We start from the raw sequence: 22,962 nt of genomic DNA, 5'->3' as shown, positions 1-22,962 counted from the left end.
ATCATGACAATCCGTCGGGGCCGCCCGTGTGGTTCTATTATTTTTAGAGTAAGGATGTTATCATCTGTTGGCGTTTGGTAATTTCATCGACGGTCTGATTAGTCGCATCCCCGAGCTCCTGCAATTTGCCGAAGGCAGCTTCAGCGGCAAAATTGACAATCTGTTGCGGATCATGCTGGTTGTAAAGGCCATAAATCAGCCCTGCCATAAAGCAGTCGCCACTACCGACCCGATCAACCACAGAATCCGTCAGCAATTCGGGTGACACGTATTGCTGTCCATCCGTATACAGGGTAGTATAGTACCGCAACCCCGTCGGAACCTTGTCGAATCGGAACGTATTAGCAACAACCGTACAGCGCGGAAACCGCTCCTGGATTGCCTTTGAGGTTTCCAGAGCATGATTCAGATAATCGGCCTGCTGGTCTTTGACGTGGATGTCGGCATCGACTGGTATGCCTAGCAAAGCATCCGCAGCCCAGATATTACCCATGACAACATTGCAATGCTCCACAATTCCGGGCATGATATCGACGGGCGAAATGCCGTATTGCCACAGCCGCGCCCGGTAATTCAGGTCTATCGATACCGTTATGCCTTTAGCCGAAGCCGCAGCAACCAGCTCAGTACAGGCGGCAGCCACGTCGGCATTTAGAGCCGGACTAATGGCACTGACATGCAGCCAGCTCGTCTGTTGCAGAACAGCATCCCAGTCCACTTTGCCAGGGGCCAGTTCTGAAAAGGCCGAATGCGCTCGATCATAGATCACCCCCGCATTTTTCAGATCTGAACCCTGCGGCAGAAAATAGCTACCGACACGTTGCCCAAACCGGACAATGCCCGACGGGTCAATCCCTTTGCTCGACACGTACCCGATAATGTCATCGGCCAGCGAATTTTCGGGGAGTACGGTGCTGTATTTGACGGGAACGTTCCATTTGGCCAGCGCTGTAGCCACATTCAGTTCGGCTCCTCCCACATAAACAGGCATAACCGTCTGCCGAATCCATTCTCCATTGGCAACCGGGGAAAACCGTAACAACAACTCACCGAAACAACAAACCATTTGATTTTAATTGAAATGTATAATGGTTAATGTACAATGGGTAATAGGTAATGAAAAGCGTCTCATTGCCAGTCGTTTATTTATTGTGCATTAACCATTATACATTGTACATTATCCAATTACACAGCCAGCGACATGGGCTTGCTACTGAAGCCGAAATAGGTTTTAGCGTTACCGTAGCAGATGTTTTGTACAACCTGACCCGTCCAATCTATATCGTCGGGGAGTTCACCGTTTTCAATGTCGTTACCAAGCATGTTACACAGAATCCGACGGAAGTATTCATGCCGTGGATACGACAGGAAACTGCGCGAATCGGTCAGCATACCTACAAAGCGACTCAATAGCCCCATGTTAGAAAGAGCATTTATTTGCCGCTCCATACCCTCTTTCTGATCTAAAAACCACCAGCCTGAGCCAAATTGTACTTTTCCAGCTACCGATCCATCGTTGAAATTGCCAATCATGGTGGCGATCAGCTCGTTGTCGGCGGGGTTCAGGTTGTAAATGATGGTCTTGGCCAGTTTATCGTTGGTGTCGAGCCGGTCGAGGAAGCGGGCCATGGCATGTGCCTGCGAGAAATCACCGATGCTGTCCCAGCCCGTATCTGGCCCCAGTATACGCAGCATCCGGGAGTTGTTGTTCCGAAGCGCGCCCAGGTGGAACTGTTGCGTCCAGCCTTTCTCCCAGTCCATCTCGGCCAGATACACCAGCATAGCCGATTTGAATTGCAGAATTTCTGTGATACTAAGTGAATGCCCTGAACGGAGTTGATGGAAGATGTTCTGGACTTCTTCTTCGGTATAGTCTTCAGCATAAATCTGCTCCAGACCGTGGTCGGAGAGTTTACAGCCCATAGCGGCAAAGAAGTCATGGCGTTGACGGAGCGCTTTCAGAAAATCGGCCAGATTACTGATCGATACATTGCTGGCAGCTTCCAGGCGGTTTACATAATGATTGAACGCTACGACATCTTCAACGGCCATCGCCTTATCGGGCCGGAAGGTGGGCAATACACCAATCTCGAATCCTTCTTCGGCTAATTTCTTATGGTGTTCCAGCGAATCCACTGGATCGTCGGTTGTACAAACGGTTTCGACGTTCATCCGACGCATCAGGTTTCGGACCGAAAAATCGGGCGACTGCAATTGCTCCGTACAGGCGTCATAGATCTGCCGGGCGTTGTTGCCGTTGAGGGTTTCTTTAATGCCAAAATACCGTTGCAGTTCGAGGTGAGTCCAGTGATACAGCGGGTTTCGAAGTGTGTATGGAACCGTTTCGGCCCATTTCTGGAACTTGCTGAAATCATCGGCATCCCCTGTGCAGAACCGTTCATTCACGCCATTAGTCCGCATGGCCCGCCATTTGTAATGGTCACCATAAAGCCAGATTTGCGTAATGTTCTCGAACTGTCGGTTTTCGGCAATCTGATCGGGCGGCAGATGGCAGTGGTAATCGATGATGGGCATCGGCTTCGCAAATTCGTGGTAGAGTTGCCGTGCCGACTCCGTTTGCAGCAGAAAATCTTCGTTCAGAAAGGGCTTTTTCATGTATTAAAGAGCGAAAGAGTGAATGAGTGAAAGAGCGACCGACCAAAGAGCATGAGTCGCTCTTTCAGTCTTTCGCTCTTTCACTCTTTAAAGAGAAACTCCCCGTTTCCAGGGTATAAAATCGTCCTGACCGTGACGAACGGCGGCTACGTCGACCTCACCACTGGCTACCCGAATGATCTGATCAAGGATTCGTTCGCCAGCCTGTTGAATTGTCTCGTCGCCGTCGATCACTGTACCGGTGTTGATGTCGATAATATCGGGCATCCGGTTAGCCAAAGCGGAATTAGATGCAATTTTAACCACAGGAGCGATAGGATTTCCTGTTGGCGTACCTAAACCAGTCGTAAATAATACGACTGTAGCGCCTGAGCCGACTTCAGCGGTGGTCGATTCGACGTCGTTGCCGGGCGTGCAAAGCAAATTCAAACCGGGTTTGGTCACCAGTTCGGGGTAATCCAGTACCGCTACCACAGGGGAAGTGCCACCCTTTTTCGAGGCCCCTGCCGATTTCATGGCGTCGGTGATGAGGCCATCACGGATATTACCCGGCGAGGGGTTCATATCGAAGCCCGAACCCACTTCCTTAGCACGCTGTGCGTATACGTTCATCAGTTCCCGGAATCGGCCGGCGGTTGCTTCATCGACGCAGCGGTCGCACAGTTCCTGTTCAACACCACAGAGTTCGGGGAATTCTGACAGGATAACCATACTGCCCAGCGCGACCAGCAAATCGGAGGCATGCCCAACCGCCGGATTGGCCGAAATACCTGAAAAACCGTCTGAACCACCACATTCCAGACCAACCACCAGTTTGCTTAAAGGCATTGGTTGCCGAACGCAGGTATTGGCCTGCATCAATCCGGCAAACGTCTGGCGAAGGGCCTGACTGATGAGCGATTCTTCGGTGCCAATGGCCTGCTGTTCCAGTATGAACAGGGGTTTGTCGAACTGCGGACTGCGCTTCTGGATTTCTTCCTGAAGCATGGCCACCTGCGCATTCTGACAACCCAGACTCAGGACGGTGGCTCCCGCTACATTCGGATGCGTGATATAGCCTGCCAGAAGCCCGCACAAGGCCTGTGCATCCTGACGGGTGCCCCCGCACCCCATATCGTGCACAAGAAATTTCACCCCATCGACATTCGGAAACAACTTGAGCTGGCCACCCAGCGACTGCTCGGCCGTTTGCAGATCGGCCTGTAAAATCTCCTCGACCGATCGGCCTGCCTGTACCAAAGCTGCCAACTCCTGGGCCTGTTGCTGGTAGGTATTCCGACGGCCGTAGCCCAGATCGTGTACGAGGGCATCTTCCAGAACCTGAATGTTTCGGTTCTCGCAGAAAACGAGCGGAATCACTACCCAATAGTTGGCCGTTCCGACCCGCCCATCCGAACGAGGGTAACCCATAAAGGTATGACCCTGCCAGCGGTCAACAGAGGGCGCTGCCCATTGATACGATGACCCGTGCAGGTCATAGCTGTTGGTTGCGTGCTGGACATTAAAGGTCGTGAGCCGACCACCCATCGGAATCGCCTGTTTTGCTTTGCCGACCAGTACGCCATACATTGTGATGTCATCGCCCGGCTCGAATGCGTGCAAAGCTACTTTATGCTTGGCCGGTACGGCTTCCGTTACAATTAAATTCGTATGTTCCCATTGCACCCGGTCGCCCGGTTCCAGGTCAGTAAGAGCGACAAGGACAGAATCATCAGGGTGTATTTTCAGAACGTTCTGTTTCATTTTGTTATCGTTTCAAGGTGATCGAATTGGCTCGATACTGTAGAGAATACGCCGGTTTCGATCATTTGTACTAAATAGTGGCTTACCGAATCCGCAAATCCGGCTAATAGCGTCAGGTCGTGACCCCACAACGCGGTATTTTGCAGAACGGTTGTTGTCAATTCCTCTGGGGAGAGTCGCGCCCATAGATCGGCGAAGTAACCAGCCTGCGCGTCGTAGATCGGGTATTTTACTCCTTCCCGTTCGCCATACCACACTTCATTCTCCTGTATGGTGGCCTTCATGAATAGCAGATAAGCCGCAAAGCCGAGGGTAATGTAGCGGGGCGTTACGTCCAACTGCTTATAATAGTGGAGTAGGGTTGGTATATTTCGCATTTGCATTTTAGCCGAATACTGCATCGTAATGGCCAGCCAGCGGTGCTCAATGAATGGGTTTCGGAACCGATCGAGAACCTGAAAACCAAAGCGCTGGGCTGCTTTCTCATCAACAGGATAGGGGATGCCCGGAATGAGTTCGCCCAGCATAACTCCGCTGATAAAGGCCGACAGAATCTCGTCTTCCATAGCTTCGCGAACCGTATCGAAACCGCTCAGGAATGCCAGTCCGCAACTGAGGGTATGCGTGCCGTTCAGCAGCCGAAGTTTCAGCTCACGGAACAGGTCGATATTCGGACGAATAAAAATGTTCTCGTCGGCCTTATGAAACGACAGGACGTTTTGTACCTGCTCGTCCCCTTCGATGGCCCACAATCGGTATACTTCCGAAATGGTCAGTAAGTCATCTTCGTAGCCAAGTTGCTCGGTCAGGGCGTGCTGTGTGGCTGGGTCAGGGCGGCCGGGTACAATACGGTCGACCAGTGAGTTGCAGCAGGTATTGGCACTTTCGAGCCAGTCGATGAAGGCGCCTTCCAGCGCGTTGCGATGGGCCAGTTCGAGCAGAATGGCTTCGAGTTTGGTGCCGTTGTCAGGAATCAGTTCGGTCGGCACAATGACCAGCCCTTTGGTCGGGTCACCGTTGAAGGCTTTATAGCGAGCGTACAAAACCGCCAGTAATTTGCCCGGAAACGATTCGGGGGGCGATTGCCGGATGTCGTCCTGAACAAGTTGAATACCTACCTCGGTTGTATTCGAAAGAACGATTTGCAGATCGGGGCTGGTAGCTACCTGTAAAACCTCACTCCACTGTTGTTTGGCCGAAAGAACCCGGCTGATAGCTGAGCAAACGATGTTCTGCTCAACCAGTTCGCGATTCTCGACGCCCCGTATACACAGCGTATATAAATTATCCTGACGGGCAAAGGCCGTCATATCACCGCCATCGGTCGACTTTACAACCACAATCCGGCCATTGAAGATACCCTGACGGTTGGCTTTATCGATAAAATAATCGGGAAGGCCGCGCAGCAGAACCCCCGTACCAAACTGGAGCACGCGTTCAGGCAGTTGCTGATGATTGGGCAGTGGCCGCGTAAGCGCAAGTTGAGACTGAATGGTTGGGAGCGATTGAACAGATAATGGTTGCATAAGAATGTCTTAGATCAGAAAGCTGTAGGCGATGCTAAAAATTGTCTTTTTTATGGAAAGCGTCGAAGCGAATCAACTGACATGTAAGTAAGTTGGTGAAGTAAGATTAAGTAGGCTGTTTTTTATATTTAAACTTTTAAAGATATTTATTCACGCAATCGTTATCGGGAACGTTGCCAATTGGCGGGTTTGTTGGCTACAGACCAGGAAATGGCGAATTGGCGGTTGACCCGATCATGGGTAAAGGACGTGTTAATGGGTGCGTGTATTTTTGTATTTTACGAATAATCTACTTTGGATACCATCACAATAAAAGATATTGCCCGCGCCCTGAATCTCTCGACATCGACGGTGTCACGGGCGCTGCGCGACAGCTACGAAATCAACCCGGAGACCAAGCGTCTGGTCATCGAATATGCTGAGCGGCTCAATTACCGGCCCAATCCTATTGCGCTGAGCCTGAAAGAAAACCGGAGCCGTGTTATTGGCGTCGTTGTACCGCAGATTGCGAATAATTTCTTCTCGCAGGTAATTAATGGTATCGAAGCAATCGCCTACAATCGAGGGTATCACGTTATCATTTTTCAAAGCCACGAATCGTTTGAGCGAGAGGTGCTGACGGTTCAGCAGGCCGTAGCCCGGAAGGCCGATGGACTTCTGATTTCGTTGTCGAGTAGTACGTCGGATGTGTCGCATATTCGGGAGCTTCAGGAAAAAAAGCTGCCTATTGTTCTCTTTGACCGGGTGGCGCAAGAACTCGATTCGATCAGTGTGACGGCCGATAATTTTGAAGCAGCATTCGCAGCCACTGAGCACTTGATTCAAACTGGCCGTCGACGGATTGCCCACATTACAATTCCGCCCTACATTTCCATTACGCAGGAACGATTGGCAGGGTATAGGGCCGCTTTGGAAAAATATGGCATTTTCTACGACGAAAGCCTGTTACGCTATGCCGGTTTTGGGCAGAATGAAGTCGAACCAATTATTGACGACCTGTTGAGTCAGTCGCCCGATGCGTTTTTTGCCGCCAGCGACCGGCTGGCTTTGGGCACATTAGCCGCCTTGAAAAAACGGAATATTGCCATTCCGGGGCAGGTGTCGTTAATTGGGTTTACCAACACACCTGTAGCCGATCTGCTGGCTCCGCCTATGAGTACGGTCGAACAACCCGCTTTGGAAATCGGTCAGGTAGCTGCTGAACAATTGATCAATCTGATTGAGGGGAAATACAAAGGACTTCAGCCTGAACGCATCAAAATCCCCACGCGCATGGTCATTCGCGAATCGTCGCAAATAGACTAGAAGGTGTTATTTTACCGACGTATTAGTTGGCTTCTGGAAGCCCATATGTATCTAATCCTTTTGTAATTCATTATCAACCTTTTTTAGAAGTTTTATTGCTATTTTTTTAGTAGTAATAAAACTATTTATGCCTTCTTTTTTATAAACGGCGTTTGCTAGAAGCAAATTTCTTAATTTTTTTAACCTTAATGCTTTGGTTATTTCTTGTGAAGAAATAATCTTCAATGAGTCAGCCACGACTGGGAAATAGTTACTCATCTCAGGGATCAATTGTGTCATTGTATGAGTTTCATCTATTTTACACCATTCTGTACAATAAGGTATTGTTGATGTATAATAGGATAAGAATAATATTTTTAAAGAATCATTTTTGATCAAATTTGTATGTGCAGTTTGTCGGATCTCTTCATAAGCCATTTGATTTGGTTTAAAAAATAAATAACTAGCTGCGTTGTCAATGTGAAAATGAATACTGTCTTTTATCTCTGTATCAGATCTGAAATAAGTTAATTTGTTGATACTATTCACTAATTTACTGCTATGTTTAATTCTACTCGTTAGATTTAGAGTGTCTTCTACTAAATTTGTTCTTAAAAATTCTAAATGTTTCTTTATTGTTTCATCATCTCTTCTGCCTTCTCTCCACTCATCAAAGAAAAAAGAAATAGATATGCCAATAAAAATAACAAGAATTTCAGAAATGTATTTTTCGAGAATAACTTTAAACGGATGTTTTTCTTCTTTTTCAGACATAACCACAAAACGGTGTTTGACTAGCTAAATTGATGATTTCGGTTTTAATATAATTATACTTGATTTCTGAATCAAATTGAGTTCACTAAGTCGATTTAACAGCTCTTCTGGGTTCACTAGCCCGCGAACATGGTGGCGGTTGGGTTGTACACTTCTCTGAGGATGATCGGCCTGCCGTCAGACAAGTGTATGGATATACGATTATAAATAAATGAATTGGTCGATACAATAACATCAGGGTGAAAGATTATATAACGTCCTTGCCGAAATAAGTCGCAAGCGAACTTGACTAACTGTGGCTGCTTCGGTCAATAAAAAAGCCCGCGAAAAGGCGGGCTTTCTGATAAGTATGCTGCGAGTGTTATTTCCCCAGCCATTCTTTAAATTCGGTCATGCGGTCGCCACTGACGAAGACTTCCTGACGGGATTTAGGCTGCAAGTCGAGTTTGAGCTTACCTGCCGAAAACGTATGGATAGTCTGGATGGCTGGCAGCGACACCAGAAACTGGCGGCTGATACGAAAAAACTGACGTGGATTGAGCAGTTGCGTAAGCTTATCCAGACTGTAGTCGACGGGTAAGTTCAGTCCGTCTTTCGTAACCAGAAAGACCACTTTCTCTTCCAGAAAAAAGTAAGCGATTTCGGAGGTCTCGATGCTGCGAATCTTGGTACCCACCGTGATCATGAACCGATCTTTGTAGTCCGTCTGCCGCGATCTGCCAATGAGATTGAGCAGCGTTTCGATATCGGGAGCCGAACTCGCCTGACCAAACTGCTTTTTCAGGGCTTTAAATTTCTCAATGGCCGCTACCAGTTCATCATAATTGATGGGTTTCAACAGGTAGTCGATGCTGTTGACTTTGAACGCCTGAATCATGTATTCGTCGTAGGCCGTGGTGAAAATAACGGGCGTACTCAACGATGTTTGCTCGAAAATACGGAATCCGAGGTCATCTTCAAGGTGAATATCCATGAAAACCAGTTCGATGGGCGGATGTGACTCATTGAACCACTCGACCGCTTCGGCTACAGAGGGCAGTTTAGCCAATACGTTTATGGATGGATCGTATTTCTGGAGTAGGCTTTCGAGCCGCTTTGCTGTCAAGCTCTCGTCTTCAATAATTAGTACATTCATAAAGAGCGAAAGAGCGAAAGAGCGAAAGAGTGAAAGAGTGAATCAGTAAAAAAGCGAGAAATTGTCGTAAGGACATTTTTCACTCTTTCACTCTTTCGCTCTTCACTACCTCGCTCACTAAACCTTTTTCATTAATCAGTAGTGGTACTCTTACCACAAAATCGCCATTACTCTCACCCACCCAAACCGACTGTTCCGTCAGGAGGGCATAGCGGGTAATGATATTCTCCAAGCCAACACCCGTCGAATTTTCTGATTTTGGACGGGGTTGTAAATTGTTGCTAACGACCAGATAATCACCGTCGAGTAAGATATGCACGCGAAGTGGCTCTTTGGTCGACATGCGGTTATGCTTTACAGCATTCTCAACAAGAAGCTGCAGGGTCAGAGGGGCTATACTATAGCGGTTCTGCTCCCATTCGGGTACGTCGATAAATACATCGAACTTGTTCTCGAATCGGATGTTGAGCAAAAACCGATACGCCTGAATAAACTCCAGTTCGGTTTTCAGTGAGACGCGTTCGTTATCCTTCTGTTCCAGTATGTAGCGATACGCCCGCGACAGTTGGTCAATAAACTTCTCCGACAGATCGGCATCGGCATGCACCAGCGACGATAATATGCTTAGGCTATTGAATAAAAAGTGCGGATTTACCTGGCTTTTCAGGGCCGCAAACTGGGCCTGCACGTTCTCTTTTTCTAATCGCTCAGCCCGCAGCTGTACATCTTCCAATCGCCGAAAGGCGCGCCGGTTAGCTGATAGATAAAAGGCTGAAAGCATGGCCATCACCATCAGCGAGTTGTTGGTGCGCTGGCGTCGTTCACGGATACGTTGCCGTTCTTCGGGTGAGCGCGGGGGTGTTGGAAGTCGCTGCTGACGAGGATCAGGATCGCGCGATACGCCGAACCGTTGTTCCATTACCTCGTCCAGATTATGCCACAGTACAGCAAAAGCACTGTTGAAACCAACCGCTAGGGCACTGGCAATGAGCAGTGTGGCAATCTGGGCGGGAATCTTGAACTCGATCAGGAACCCCTCGCCAAAGTGCTTGAAAAAACGCTGCTGTAGCCATTCTGTTACCGTAATCCAGGCGTAAAAGAACAGAATCGTGACCAGAAACTCTAGCGCCCAGAACGGTATTTGCCGAGCTGAAAAAATCCAGCTAAAGCTTGCTCCATTGGCATACATTCGGATAGGCCAGTAGATAACGAACACGCTGAAGGCGAGTTGCCACTTTTGCGAATTCGTCAGACGGTAGGTCATAGCTCGGTTGGTTTATAAACAAAGCTACTAATTCTGATTAGCCGACAAAAAAGAAACCGGCGGAATGCCGATTTCGGATGTGCGAGTGACCCAATTGAGTCGGTGAGCAGGCCGGAATTGTTAAAAACTGGTTAATTCATGCTTAAAACCAGGCTAAGATAGGCTTAGTCACTGCCAATTAGTGCTCAATCTGTCAGTAGGTGGCCCGTCCACCCGACAAATCGTAAATGAATCCGGTGGTAAAACTAGCCTCTTCCGAAACTATCCAGGCCGCCAGCGCAGCCACTTCTTCCACCGTTCCGAGCCGTTTCATGGGAATTTTAGCCGTCATATAAGCGAGTTGTTCGGGAGCTGTATCGTTGTTCAGAGCGGTTTTGATAACGGCCGGGGCAATGCCGTTGACGGTGATGCCCGTTTCGGCATACTCTTTCCCAATGCCTTTGACCAGTCCGATTACGCCCGCTTTCATCGACGAATATCCGGTCATAAATGGATTGCCTTCTTTGCCCGCAATGGAAGCCAGGTGCAGAATGCGGCCATAATTGGCTTTTTCCATCGCCTTCAGGGCAAATTTCGTCATCAGAAAAGCCCCCCGCAGATTGGTATGGTATACGCGGTCGTAATCGGCTACCGAAAAGTCGGTAATTTTTGTATTGGTAGGCCCGACAATACCCGCCGAATTGACCATAATATCTAATCGACCGAACGACTCTTCGACTGTCTGAACCGCTTTTTCAACCGAACTCTCCTGCGACACATCGACTACATGACCCGATACACTATGTCCCTGCTTTGTAAATTCGGCTACCGTTCGTTCAAGGGTAACGTGATTGATATCGAACAGGACAAGGGTCGCTCCCTCCGAAGCCAGCCGTTTGGCAATGCCTTTTCCGATGCCATCGGCTCCTCCCGTTACAATGGCTACCTGTTTTGAAAACCGATTTGACATAGTTTATGCGTGGTTTAGGATACTAGGATCGTTATTTTTAAACGTTTACCTGAAAATGAAATTCGTTGGTAAGGCTACTGAGCCCACTAGGTTTAATGAGTTGTTTTAATCGGAAATTAATCTTGAGGCTACTATATATACCGGAGCCATTTTATGCTTGAATGCTCCGATTTGTAGCGCCCATACCAGCGACAAAGCGGATACAGAAAAAGGACAATGCTGATCCAGACCAGATAGACGTATTCGAGCGAAATCCCTGCATTAGCCGGTCTTCCGAAATTCATCGGGCCCGATGGCAGATCGGCCAGCGAGTATCCTAGCCCTAAGGCCATTCCGATCAGGGAGAGATGGACCAGATACCAGTGCAGGATGTAATAAAACATAGGCACCTTACCATACACGCTCATCCAGCGGGTAAATGCATTGTTGGCACCATCTATGATCGCCAGAAAGACGAACATCAGGCCCAGTGTGACCAGATCGTATAGTAACGAAGGTGGGTACTTGGTAACGTTAATGAACGAGAAGAAGGTAAACAAGGGACTTTTCTGCGATGACCAGGGAGCCGGGTCGCCGTAGATATTCAGAAAACGGAGTAGGATAAATAAGGCCAGAGCACCGAGGCCGATGCGTAATAGAAGCAGTTTTCGGTTTTCAATTGGGCGTTCCAGCAATTGGCCGCAGGCAAAACCAACCAGCATAATCCCCAGCCAGGGTATGACCGGGTAAGCAACCAGCAAGGCAAACGTTGGACTGACTGGAAAAAAATCGGTTCGGAACAGTAAGGCCCAGATTAATCGAGCTGCCGGATTCGTAAAAGAGGGAACCAGTTGCAGGATGTTGTGCCCCAATACAATCACAAGACCAATGATGCCAACTGTTCGGACTGGTAGCTTGGCCAGAAACGACAGGATAACCAGCCCGAAGCCAATGGCATAAATCACCTGTAACATTAGCGACTGGAAATGCAAATCGAACCAGAAGGCGAAGTTGATAATGGTTAGTTCGAGTAACAGCAACACCAGCCCCCGGCTCCGTAAAAATCGCAGGGCGTCGTTCCGGCTGCTATCTGCCTGTCTGCGTAGCGATAAGTAGGCCGATGTGCCCGACAGAAACACGAACGTAGGGGCGCAAAGATGGGTGATCCAGCGCGTCAGGAAAATAGCGGGCGTCGTTGTGGTCAGGTCGGTTGGGTTTTGGGTCAGGGCCGGGGTGTGGAGTAAATCGCGGACATGATCCAGCGCCATAATGACCATCACTAAACCACGCGTTACATCAATGGCAGCGACTCGTTTCATTCAGGATGTAGTTAGTCGAAATCTCAAATACTACTTTTTATAGCGGCACAACGTGTTATCGGACTTGATAAAATAGGATTTATAGTTGAGGGCTTTGGGATCGGTGCAACCCTTTAAGTCAAGCACTTCGACGTTGCGGAAATCAATGGCGTGGCTTTCGGCCTGTAAAGCAATGAACCCCTCTCCAAGAGCGGTATTGGCCAGACTATTCCAATGGGCAGCTGCCTGACTATCGAATCGACCAGCTTCCCAGTTATGGTCTTTACTCACAAACCCGCCACCAACCTGTGGACGTTCGTAAGTAAGCACCGTATCGCCTTCAATAAGGTGATGCACGATCGAGTCGCCCAGTACAATGGCCTCCGCCGTTATCCAGCGATCTCCGTCGTATGTTTTTGAATCGGAATCCGTACAATGCTCCGGCCGAAGTTTTTCGCTCATGTATACCTGTGTACCGGGCGTACACAGATTGCCCGTATGACGTGGGCCATCGCCCAGCCCACCGAGCAGTTGCATTTCCAGCGATACCGGGAACGTCTGGTTAAGTGATAAGCTCTTTGCCGATTGCGAATGAAGCATAATACCACTGTTTCGCACGTTCCAGGGATCGCCACCCGGTGTTTGTTTGCCCAGAAACCGATAGGAAAAACGAACCCGGTAATAGGAATACGGCTTGTTGTAGTAGATATGTCCGTATTTGCCGTCGAAGGTTTTGTACTGATCGTACATGACCCGGAGCATACCATTTTCGACACGGAAGGTATTTTTGTAGTTGTCGTTCAGGGGCTGTCCGGCAATTTTGATGTCCCAGCCAGTAAGGTCTTTGCCGTTGAAAATCCGAACCCATTCTTCCCGGTTGGCTGCGGATTGCGCAAACGATGAAAGTGTAATAAACAGACCCGTTAATGTGCGTAAAACTTGTTTCATAAGTAGGAGTTTCAAACGTTTAACGCCAAACTATTTTAACACCTCCACTGTATTTAGCTCTGGGCCGCCACCATGGTTGGCTGATCCGGCAACAATGTAGATGTTTCCTTTATAGACGACGGCCTGCGTGCCATGACGCCCCTGGTTGAGTCGGGGGCCAGATGTCCAGGTGTTGGTTTTCGGGTCGAGGGCTTCGGCCTCATTGTGTGCCTTTAGTTGTACCGTTTCGCCCCCAATAATCCATACTTTGCCGCCCTGGGTAACGGCAGTGCCACCCGCCCGTTGCGTCGGAATGTTCGAGGTAGAAGGCAGTGTGCTCCAGCGGCCGGTTTTAAAATCGTAAACATCCACTTCGGCGATGGTCGTTTCCAGCACTTTATTGATCCGGGCCGTTGAATTGCGCCCACCCGCCAGGTACAATTTATCATCGACAACAGCCGCGCTGATGTGGTCGCGGGTGCGGGGCGCATCAGCCAGTTTTTTCCAGGTGTTGGTTTTGGGGTCGTATTCATCGAGCCACGCTACATGACCATCGTAATGCCCATCGATGATACCGCAGGCCATGTAGATTTTGTTTTTATACACGACTACACCAGCCGAACCCCGTAGCCGATCTTTCGGAATTTCGGGACCAACCCGCCATTTACCTTGCTTTGGACTATAGATATAGATGTTTGGAATGGGGGTCTCGTGTGGGTATTGCCCCTGAAAAGCGCCCATCACATATAAGTCACCATTGTAGGTAATGGCCTGAAAATGATTCATTTCGACGGGTGGTGTGGGCAGCGTTTGCCAAACCAGCGTTTTTAGATTCAGGGCTTCCAGTGGTTTGATGCCCCGCCCACCAACGGCATATAAACTGTCGCCAATAAGAGTAGCTGCATTTTCATGACGGGCCGAGCAACTGTTCTGGGTGCTAACGGGTTGCCAGCTTTGCGCCTGTACCAGACCGCTTAACAATACACCTAAACTACTGGCTAATACGATTTTCATAGAGGAAAGGAAACGTAAATACATGTATATGGTTGATAAAGGCCCAACGGTTCATTTTCTCCTAAAAGCAGGTTGAACTTTCCACAATCAAGTCAGAAATCAAACGTTCAGACAGGTTCCAAACAGTGAGGCACGGATTGCACAGAGCTTTACATTAATAGCTCTGTGCGATCCGTGCCTCACTGTTCCTGACAATTATTACTCTGGCAATACGCAGCCATCTTCTGGGGTACAGGCAGCTTCACCAGCGGCCACTTCAGTAAGTTTAGGATGTTGTTGGTCCCATTCAGTCCAGGCTGTTTCGAGGGCGCCTAAAAACGTTTCCGGAGCCTGAGCGCCCGAAACGGCATATTTCCGGTTCAGAACAAAAAACGGAACACCTCGTATGCCCAGTTGCTGGGCTTCATACAGGTCATGATTCACCTCGTCGTTAAAGGCTGTAGAAGCTAACATCTGGCTAACCTCCGGCGCATCCAGGCCAATGTCGGTGCCCAGCTCAATCAGCGTTGTATGATCCGACGTATTTTTTCCTTCGGTAAAATAGGCCCGAAACAGTCGCTCTTCGGCGGCATCGCCCAATCCCTTTGTTTTCGCTAACTGAACCAGCCGGTGTGCATCCCAGGAGTTGGCAACAATGGCCTTGTCGAAATGATACTCCAGACCCACCTCGCGGGCCATGTCGGTCACCCGGTCGTTCATTTGCTCGGCCTGTTGAAGGCTCCAGCCCTTGATATCAGCCAGATACTGGTTTACATTTTTAGAGGGGTCAGTTTTTAAACCCGGATTGAGCTGAAAACTTTTCCAGACGACTTTGACATCCTTATTATGGGCAAACTGGTCCAAACCAGCTTCGAATTTCCGTTTACCGATGTAGCAAAACGGGCACATTACATCACTCCAAATTTCAATTTCCATATCGTGGGGTATTCTGGTATGATCACAGAACAACAGTGGCCCAAAATTCCTTCCTGAACGGGTTAATTTCTGATTCGGGGTGATGTCGACTCTATAGCGGAACTACAGTCGAATTTTTGATCTCCGACATCACAAAGAAGCTGCTGATATGCAAGGTGCCAGGAATGACCGACAGTTTTTCCTGATAGAAATGATTGTAGGTATCCATATCCTGGCTGATAATCTTGATCAGGTAATCGAACGTGCCCGATACCCGATTGCATTCGAGCACTTCGGGGAGTTCGCGTACGTCGATTTCAAAAGCGGTAAACGCATCGCGGGTTTGTCGATCGAGCGTTACCTGGCAATAAACCATCAGTGAATTACCGAGTTTTTTTTTATCGACCAGGGTTACATAACGCTCGATAACACCCTCACGTTCGAGCCGTTTGATGCGTTCATGGACGGGCGTTTTAGACAGATTGATCTTCCGACCAATATCCTGAATGGTCAGATGGGCGTCCTGTTGGAGTAAGTCCAGGATTTTGCGGTCAGTTGCGTCGACAAGAGCCATAAGCGGAATTTTTACGGCAAGAGTTCCTGATTTATTTTCTTAGTAGGAAATAGTTCTACAAAAACATAAAGGTAATGCCACTTTTCCTGAAAAAATAAAAACTACTAGAAAACGTTTATAGCCGCTTTACCTTTGTGGTATCGACGTACAACAAACCTTCGTTTAAGCCGCTATGGTCATTGGTGTTCCTAAAGAAATCAAAAACAACGAGAATCGCGTTGCGCTTACACCAGCTGGTGTTACTGAACTCCGTAAACATGGACATACTGTTTATGTGCAGGTGAATGCGGGTGAGGGAAGTGGTTTTGAAGATGAGGAATATATTGCGGCTGGGGCGGTTATGTTGCCGACTATCGAAGAGGTGTACGGGATCGCCGAGATGATTATGAAGGTCAAAGAGCCAATCGCTCCTGAATACGACCTGATTAAAGAGAATCAACTGCTGTTTACCTACTTCCACTTTGCCTCGTCGGAAGAACTGACCCAGGCCATGCTGGCGAAAGGTGCTGTTTGTCTGGCCTACGAAACCGTTGAACGCCCTGACCGTAGCCTGCCCCTGCTGGTGCCTATGTCGGAGGTTGCGGGTCGTATGGCAATTCAGGAAGGTGCCAAGTACCTCGAAAAGCCCATGAAAGGCCGGGGTATTCTGCTCGGTGGCGTACCGGGTGTAAAACCCGCTAACGTATTAATTCTGGGTGGAGGTATTGTGGGAACACAGGCGGCTAAAATGGCAGCTGGTCTGGGTGCGCACGTAACCATCATGGATGTGAGTTTGCCCCGGTTACGGTACCTGTCGGATATTATGCCCCCAAACGTACAGACCATGATGTCGAACGAATACAACATTCGGGAGATGATCAAAGTTTGTGACCTGATCGTAGGAGCTGTTCTGATTCCAGGCGCTAAAGCGCCCCACCTCATTACCCGCGAAATGCTGAAGCAAATGCGGCCGGGTACGGTGTTGGTCGATGTAGCGGTTGATCAGGGCGGTTGTATTGAAACCTGCCACCCAACAACGCACGAAAATCCAACCTATGTGATCGACGGCGTAGTACATTATTGCGTAGCCAATATGCCGGGCGCTGTTCCTTATACGAGCACTGTAGCGTTGACCAATGCCACATTGCCGTATGCCATTCAACTCGCCAACAAAGGCTGGCAGCAAGCTTGCCGCGACAACGCCGATCTGAAGCTGGGTCTGAACGTGGTAGAAGGTAAAGTGGTTTATAAAGGTGTAGCCGATGCATTTGGGCTCCCATTGACTGATGTGAACGCGTTTCTTACGGAAGAAGAATTAACGCATTAAGATATTACTAATTCATCGACAGACGCAGGCCGCACTCTTCGGGGTGTGGCCTTTTTTTGTAGTTTGCTATGCATCTACTTCTGAAAACAGTAGGAGTCAAGCAAGTAAACAAATCTAAATTTGCTTACTTGCTTGACTAACGAACCCCAACCATTGCATGGAAACTCAACCGAAAGCACCGATCCCTACTTTATACGAGTGGGTAGGAGGGATGGAAAACTTTGAAAACTGGACTAGTCTGTTTTATCAGCGCGTACGTCAGGATTCGATTCTTGAGCCGGTATTCCGAAATATGGCGCCCGAACATGCCCAGCATGTAGCCCATTTTATTGCTGAGGTATTTCGCGGCCCTGCCCGATATAGTAACGAGGAGGGAAGCCACTACCAGATGATTCGCAAGCATTTGGGTAGACACCTGACCGAAACCCAGCGTCGGCGCTGGATTGAGCTGATTCTGGATACGGCCGATTCCGTTGGCATGCCAGATGATCCTGAGTTCCGTTCGGCATTGGTGGGTTATCTGGAGTGGGGCTCCCGGCTAGCCGTTATCAATTCAAACGCTGACTCAGTAAGTGAGGAACTGGACGCGCCCATGCCAACCTGGGGATGGGGCGAAACAGGCGGTCCATACGTTCCCTAAAACTCCAAAAATCAGGCAATTAGTTTGGGCCCGTGTCAGACAGGCAGCGACCGATGTAAGGGGCGTAAGCACGACTGGTATAAATCGTATACGCATTCAGTCGGAACGTCGTGTCGGCTTTGGGCATGGCTGACGTCTGCGTTAAGTGTTGCGGATCGGTCGTTGGAATGATCGCAATATCGGCAGGACGATAAGCATTACCTGTGGGCCATATGCCATAATGCCGATGAAAAAAGGGCATTACATAATCGAACGCAAAGACACTGGACCGGGGAGGGAGCTGAGCCGCGATGCACTTTATAGCCGCCAGATCAGCCGACTGAATGAGGGTTGGGTTTTTGTCTTTCGCGGGTCGATAGCGTATCAGGGTCACCCAATCTTTCAAAGGAGGAATATCGGGACGAGCTATGTATACAATAGGAATTTGGAAGAGCCACAATCCTACCAAAGCCATTATTGTACCCGATGGTGCACGCTGAGGGATTCGATCGCTTGACATGAGTAGGCAGGCAATCAGGAAAGCGGCTACAAACGCCCACAACAGCACAAACCGGGGAGGCCAGGTCAGCGATACCAGATAAAAAAGAGGCTGACCATAATACAGTACACTCTGCACAAAATTCAGCGCTACTAAGGCCGTTAAGCCAACTCCGGCTATCGTTACCCAACTCCAGACTACGTTGGCACGTTGTTGCCTTGCCAGTAAAGCCAGAAATCCCACGGCTGGCAGTAGCAATACAATAACGGCCCCTAGTAAGAACAGCATTTCTTTCCAGAATGCCTTTGTGGCAATATTTTGAGTTAATAAAGCAAGGGCTTGTTGGAGCCTTGGTTCCGGTTTTGCTGCGTGATTTTTCCAGGATAGCCAGAACATCCCTAGCAGGAAGATAGCTACCCAGGTACCGGCAATGCGCCAGAATGCTCCCTGGCTCAACAATTTTATCAACGGTTGATCAGATTCCTGCCGAAATGTAAGGGCTAACCAGCTCAGGTGAATTAAAGCCGCTACCACGGCGCCATCTTCTTTGATCAGTACCAGAAGCAAACCCGTCAGTGGCACCCAGTACTGTCGGGATGCAGATCGACTGGTCAGCGCCAGAATAAAGAAAAGAGCAAAGGGTAGGTACGTTAGTTCGGTATGCCAGCCAATGTTAGGATGATCGTTGAGCCAGAACGCTACCGGGCCCAATAAAATCACAAGCAGTAAGCCTTGCCGGGCCCAGACAGGTATTTGGCGGTACTGTAAGCGTCTGTATACCAGCGTATAACTGATGGTCAATAAAAAGGCTTGTACAGCAAATAAGCCATAAGCACCCCACAGGTAGCAAAAAGGTCCCCAAAAAAGTACCGTATAATAGTTGTGGATACGGTGGTGAAAGCCCCAGATGTTATCGTACATAAACGGCCGACCGTCCATATAGCTACAGGACATCTGGATAAAGGCATACATATCGTTGAATGTATAGCCGAGGGTCTGAAATCGAATCAGTTTAAACGCGAAAAAAAGTAAACCTGCGAACAACGCAAGGAGTAATAGCCTGTTGGTTTTAGGCATCATGGATGGGGGCTGTATGGTAAAAAAGCGACTCAGTATGAGTGACTGAAAAATAAAATAACTTTATTTGTAGGTAGGAATGCACATGATTTTTGTCTTTTTAACGCTAACCCCCATAATCACCCGCTTCCTGACGTAATAGTATGAGTGAATTCAGGCATGTTGAAGATCTATCGGTAAATAGTACACAATCAGACTTACAAGGTTCTAAGCGGGAACATTGGATCAAGCGAAACAGCTATTATTATCGCATTTTAGTAAATTTTCTGAGATATAACATTCCCGCCAACCAATCAATATTGGAAATAGGCTGTGGAACAGGGTATGTGTTGAATCAGTTGCAGCCATCCTTGGGAGTGGGCATTGATAGCACTGCGGAGCTAATCCACTATGGCCAGCAAAAGTACCCAAATCTGGATTTGCGCACAGCCGATGCCAAAGAACTGGACCTGAATGGGTTGGTGTTCGACTTTATCCTTATCTCCGACACGATTGGCTATTTAGATGACGTTCAGCAGGTTTTTAAGCAATTACATAGCGTTTGCCACGCCGACACGCGGATCATTATTACCTATCGAAACCAGCTTTGGACCCCCCTGCTCTCGGCAGCAGAAGCCATTGGCCTGAAAATGCCCGAACATCGGCAGAACTGGCTCGATCGGGGTGATATTGAAAATCTGCTCGATGTAACCGGATTTGATGTCGTTCGCGAAGGGCGCAAGTTTTTGATGCCACGATACATACCGCTCCTGTCCGGCCTGCTCAATAAGTATATCGCTAATCTTCCTCTTTTCAATCGGCTCGGCTTATGTACGTTTATTGTGGCCCGTAGTATGCAGGCCAATAAATCGGTTGATCTGCCGTCGGTGAGCGTTATTGTTCCGGCTCGCAACGAAAAAGGAAATATTGAAACCATTGTGCAGCGACTGCCTGCTATGGGAAGTCATACGGAGCTGATTTTTGTGGAAGGTAACTCGACCGATGATACCTGGTCCGAAATTCAGCGTGTAACCGCCGAGTATACCCCTGAGTATGATATTAAATGCGTACAACAGGAGGGTAAGGGCAAAGGCGATGCGGTTCGGAAAGGATTTGGTATGGCTACGGGCGATATCCTGATGATCCTGGATGCCGATATGACCGTTCCCCCCGAAGATCTTCCCAAGTTTTACGAAGCCATTGCCAACGGAAAGGGTGAATACATCAACGGTACCCGCCTGGTGTATCCGATGGAAAAGGAAGCCATGCGTACGCTGAACCTCATTGGTAACAAATTTTTCTCGATTGCCTTCTCATGGCTATTGAATCAGCGGATCAAAGATACCCTCTGCGGAACCAAAGTGCTTACGCGGGCCAATTACCAGCGACTAAGCGCGAACCGGGCTTATTTTGGGGATTTCGATCCGTTTGGCGACTTCGACCTTATTTTTGGATCGGCTAAGCTGAACCTTAAGTTTGTCGAAATACCGATTCGTTACCGGGCTCGCACCTATGGTGAAACCAACATCTCGCGGTTTAAGCATGGCTGGCTCCTGCTGAAAATGACCTTCTTTGCCTTAAACAAAATCAAGTTTATCTGAGTCCTTGGGTGTGGCTGAGTTGTCCTGTTTATAAATACTGCCGGACGAGTACGGCCCACTCTTCATCCAGTGTGCCCGTAAAAAACGAAGCCCCCGCTCGCCGATACCAGTAATTGGCATTAAATCGGTCACCTTCTTTCCTATGAAGATAGGCATGCAGACGGTCGTACGCTTGGGTGCCTTCACGGCTCTGGGCTATTGAATGGGCCTGTTCCCAATCGTCGTTGGCATCGTACCAAAGCCCTTGTAATACCGGATGTAAGTCGGTTGGAGGCTGCGGTTGGGTCAGGGTTGCTGTAAACTGGTCGAAGGTCATTTTGTGTTGGCGTTAGGCGTAAGGACTGCGTTTATGTAAGGTTCGTAGGCCGGGGTGACGTAAAGGGTATAAGTACTGAGCCGAATGGGTTTGTAAGGTCGTTTCATCACCCGAGGCAGACGATCACTAAGTTTCTGAAAATCATTGGACGGGATAATAGCCAGGTCTGCATTTTCCCACTGCTTTTCAGTAGGCCAGATGTTGTAATGCTTGTGAAATAAAGGAATCAGATAATCAAACACAAATACGTTGGAGTGAGAAGGAATGGTTTGGGCCAGTTTCTTAACAACGGTCACATCATCATCCGGTAACAGAGGTTCTTTTTGGGGGTCGAAACGGTGCGTAAAACTGTCGTGCAGGATGGTGAGCAACCGAAAGTCTGGGCGGGCATACTGTACGAGCGGTAGTTGAATAATAACTAATAGTAAGCCAGTATATACGGGTTGCCAGCGTGGAACCGATGACTGATCGGCTTCATACAGTAGCCAGAAGGCAATCGTATAAACGGTCGAGAAGGCATAAACCAGCACAAACCGGGGAGGCCAGGTCAGCGATACCAGATCGAAGAGGGCATTGGTGCCGTAATACGTAGCCCCCTGCACCCAGTTCGACAGTAGAATAGCCAGTAACGCAGCACTGTATACCAGTAAAATACTACCAGCCTGTTGCCACCCCAGGCGATATAAACCATACGTTAATAAGCCAATCGGGGGCGCTAAAAGCAACAGCGTCTGAACGAACAATAGCAGGTTAGTACCAATAAACTCGCGGGAATTCAGGCCGGTGCGAATGGCGTTGAGGGCCTGTTGTAGCCGTGGTTCCGGTTCGGCAGCATGGTTTTTAAAGGATAAAAAGGCCATACCGGCTATAAACAGCAGAGCCCAGCCTGCGAGCACCAGCCAGAATCGGGATTTCGTCAGAATGCCAAAGATGGATTGCTGTCGGTTGGTAACCAGATAGTGAAGACACAGGAATGCCAGATGAATGGAACCTGCCAATAAAGCCCCATCTTCCTTTACCAGAACCAGGAGCGTAGCTGTCATAATGAACCAACCTGTATGTGCGTGTAATAACGCTAACAGAAAGAAGATCGATAACGGAAAGTACGTTAACTCGGGATGCCAGCCGATATTAGGGTGTTCATAAAACCAGAACCAGACCGGACCCAGCAGCACTACAGTCAGCATCAACCATACAGCCCAGTTCGCTAATCGAATGGCCAGGTGGCGCAGGAGCAATACATAACTCAGCAGGGTGAGCCCAAACTGAACGAAAAAAGCGCCATAGGCTCCCCAGATGTAGATAAGAGGCCCCCAAAGGAGCATGGCGTAATTATTATGGATTCGATCGTCGTAGCCCCAGATATTTTCGTACAAAACAGGGCGCCCATTCATCCAGCTATGCGATTCCTGAAGGAAAATGTACATATCATTGTACGTATAATACAACGCCTGAAATCGAATGACCTTAAAGCAAAAGAAGAGGATCAGAAAAAGGCTACTGACAGCAACGGGGCCAATCCAATGTGGTCTCATACAATACGGAAACGAACCTCCATCGAATGGGGTGCGATTCGTTGTAAGGGCAA

At 48.7% G+C, this 22,962-nt stretch carries 20 protein-coding genes; 4 read left to right on the top strand and 16 right to left on the bottom strand.

Translation table 11 applies throughout. The annotated features are described in order from the left end of the window. Positions 1 to 43: 43 nt before the first annotated feature. From BGO59_RS16380 to BGO59_RS16365, 4 genes are all read right to left on the bottom strand, one after another. Positions 44 to 1,066, bottom strand: coding sequence for a sugar kinase (locus BGO59_RS16380; RefSeq protein ID WP_293684707.1), 1,023 nt, complete (start codon positions 1,064 to 1,066; stop codon positions 44 to 46). Positions 1,067 to 1,185: 119 nt separating this feature from the next. Beyond that, positions 1,186 to 2,616, bottom strand: a complete 1,431-nt coding sequence (gene uxaC / locus BGO59_RS16375; RefSeq protein ID WP_293684706.1) for a glucuronate isomerase — start codon at positions 2,614 to 2,616, stop codon at positions 1,186 to 1,188. A gap of 87 nt (positions 2,617 to 2,703) precedes the next feature. Then, the gene (locus BGO59_RS16370; RefSeq protein ID WP_293684705.1) at positions 2,704 to 4,359 is read right to left on the bottom strand and encodes a UxaA family hydrolase; all 1,656 of its coding nucleotides are present in this window, start codon (positions 4,357 to 4,359) and stop codon (positions 2,704 to 2,706) included. Next, complete coding sequence (locus BGO59_RS16365) at positions 4,356 to 5,885, bottom strand: tagaturonate reductase (protein ID WP_293684704.1); 1,530 nt, start codon at positions 5,883 to 5,885, stop codon at positions 4,356 to 4,358. Before BGO59_RS16365 ends, BGO59_RS16370 begins: the two co-directional genes overlap by 4 nt. Before the next feature lie 294 nt (positions 5,886 to 6,179). Here BGO59_RS16365 and BGO59_RS16360 point away from each other — a divergent pair, with 294 nt between their 5' ends. Continuing rightward, on the top strand, positions 6,180 to 7,190 hold the full coding sequence (locus BGO59_RS16360; protein ID WP_293684703.1) for a LacI family DNA-binding transcriptional regulator: 1,011 nt from the start codon (positions 6,180 to 6,182) through the stop codon (positions 7,188 to 7,190). Between the two features lie 51 nt (positions 7,191 to 7,241). Here the strand turns inward: BGO59_RS16360 and BGO59_RS16355 are convergent, their stop codons facing one another. The 9 genes from BGO59_RS16355 to BGO59_RS16315 form a co-directional block, all read right to left on the bottom strand. Beyond that, the gene (locus BGO59_RS16355) at positions 7,242 to 7,943 is read right to left on the bottom strand and encodes a hypothetical protein (RefSeq protein ID WP_293684702.1); all 702 of its coding nucleotides are present in this window, start codon (positions 7,941 to 7,943) and stop codon (positions 7,242 to 7,244) included. 361 nt (positions 7,944 to 8,304) lie between these two features. Next, positions 8,305 to 9,078: a LytTR family DNA-binding domain-containing protein gene (locus BGO59_RS16350; protein ID WP_293684701.1), complete on the bottom strand. Its 774-nt coding sequence runs from the start codon at positions 9,076 to 9,078 to the stop codon at positions 8,305 to 8,307. A 79-nt stretch (positions 9,079 to 9,157) separates the two neighbouring features. Further along, positions 9,158 to 10,342, bottom strand: a complete 1,185-nt coding sequence (locus BGO59_RS16345) for a sensor histidine kinase (RefSeq protein WP_293684700.1) — start codon at positions 10,340 to 10,342, stop codon at positions 9,158 to 9,160. A gap of 193 nt (positions 10,343 to 10,535) precedes the next feature. After that, positions 10,536 to 11,291, bottom strand: coding sequence for an SDR family NAD(P)-dependent oxidoreductase (locus BGO59_RS16340; protein WP_293684699.1), 756 nt, complete (start codon positions 11,289 to 11,291; stop codon positions 10,536 to 10,538). A 131-nt stretch (positions 11,292 to 11,422) separates the two neighbouring features. Then, positions 11,423 to 12,589, bottom strand: coding sequence for a heparan-alpha-glucosaminide N-acetyltransferase domain-containing protein (locus BGO59_RS16335; RefSeq protein ID WP_293684698.1), 1,167 nt, complete (start codon positions 12,587 to 12,589; stop codon positions 11,423 to 11,425). Positions 12,590 to 12,619: 30 nt separating this feature from the next. Then, positions 12,620 to 13,516, bottom strand: a complete 897-nt coding sequence (locus BGO59_RS16330) for a DUF1080 domain-containing protein (protein ID WP_293684697.1) — start codon at positions 13,514 to 13,516, stop codon at positions 12,620 to 12,622. Between the two features lie 30 nt (positions 13,517 to 13,546). After that, positions 13,547 to 14,509, bottom strand: coding sequence for a kelch repeat-containing protein (locus BGO59_RS16325; protein ID WP_293684696.1), 963 nt, complete (start codon positions 14,507 to 14,509; stop codon positions 13,547 to 13,549). Positions 14,510 to 14,707: 198 nt separating this feature from the next. Then, positions 14,708 to 15,424 (bottom strand): DsbA family oxidoreductase, encoded by a 717-nt coding sequence (locus BGO59_RS16320; RefSeq protein WP_293684695.1) that lies wholly within the window; start codon positions 15,422 to 15,424, stop codon positions 14,708 to 14,710. Positions 15,425 to 15,515: 91 nt separating this feature from the next. Next, complete coding sequence (locus tag BGO59_RS16315; RefSeq protein ID WP_293684694.1) at positions 15,516 to 15,977, bottom strand: Lrp/AsnC family transcriptional regulator; 462 nt, start codon at positions 15,975 to 15,977, stop codon at positions 15,516 to 15,518. A gap of 172 nt (positions 15,978 to 16,149) precedes the next feature. Here BGO59_RS16315 and ald point away from each other — a divergent pair, with 172 nt between their 5' ends. After that, positions 16,150 to 17,283 (top strand): alanine dehydrogenase, encoded by a 1,134-nt coding sequence (ald, locus tag BGO59_RS16310; RefSeq protein ID WP_293684693.1) that lies wholly within the window; start codon positions 16,150 to 16,152, stop codon positions 17,281 to 17,283. Positions 17,284 to 17,440: 157 nt separating this feature from the next. Then, complete coding sequence (locus tag BGO59_RS16305; RefSeq protein ID WP_293684692.1) at positions 17,441 to 17,923, top strand: group II truncated hemoglobin; 483 nt, start codon at positions 17,441 to 17,443, stop codon at positions 17,921 to 17,923. A gap of 19 nt (positions 17,924 to 17,942) precedes the next feature. On the opposite strand, the gene BGO59_RS16300 is transcribed toward BGO59_RS16305, so the two are convergent. After that, on the bottom strand, positions 17,943 to 19,481 hold the full coding sequence (locus BGO59_RS16300; protein ID WP_293684691.1) for a hypothetical protein: 1,539 nt from the start codon (positions 19,479 to 19,481) through the stop codon (positions 17,943 to 17,945). Positions 19,482 to 19,621: 140 nt separating this feature from the next. Here BGO59_RS16300 and BGO59_RS16295 point away from each other — a divergent pair, with 140 nt between their 5' ends. After that, positions 19,622 to 21,058 carry a glycosyltransferase gene (locus tag BGO59_RS16295; RefSeq protein WP_293684690.1) on the top strand — a complete coding sequence of 479 codons (1,437 nt, stop codon included), beginning with the start codon at positions 19,622 to 19,624 and terminating at the stop codon, positions 21,056 to 21,058. Positions 21,059 to 21,086: 28 nt separating this feature from the next. On the opposite strand, the gene BGO59_RS16290 is transcribed toward BGO59_RS16295, so the two are convergent. After that, entirely contained in the window at positions 21,087 to 21,374 is a 288-nt protein-coding gene (locus BGO59_RS16290; protein ID WP_293684689.1) for a hypothetical protein, read from the bottom strand. Beyond that, positions 21,371 to 22,909 carry a hypothetical protein gene (locus tag BGO59_RS16285; protein WP_293684688.1) on the bottom strand — a complete coding sequence of 513 codons (1,539 nt, stop codon included), beginning with the start codon at positions 22,907 to 22,909 and terminating at the stop codon, positions 21,371 to 21,373. Before BGO59_RS16285 ends, BGO59_RS16290 begins: the two co-directional genes overlap by 4 nt. Positions 22,910 to 22,962: the final 53 nt, after the last annotated feature.

It is taken from the genome of Spirosoma sp. 48-14, assembly GCF_001898575.1.
In the GTDB taxonomy this organism is placed as follows: domain Bacteria; phylum Bacteroidota; class Bacteroidia; order Cytophagales; family Spirosomataceae; genus Spirosoma.
This window is presented reverse-complemented; position numbering and strand designations above follow the sequence as displayed.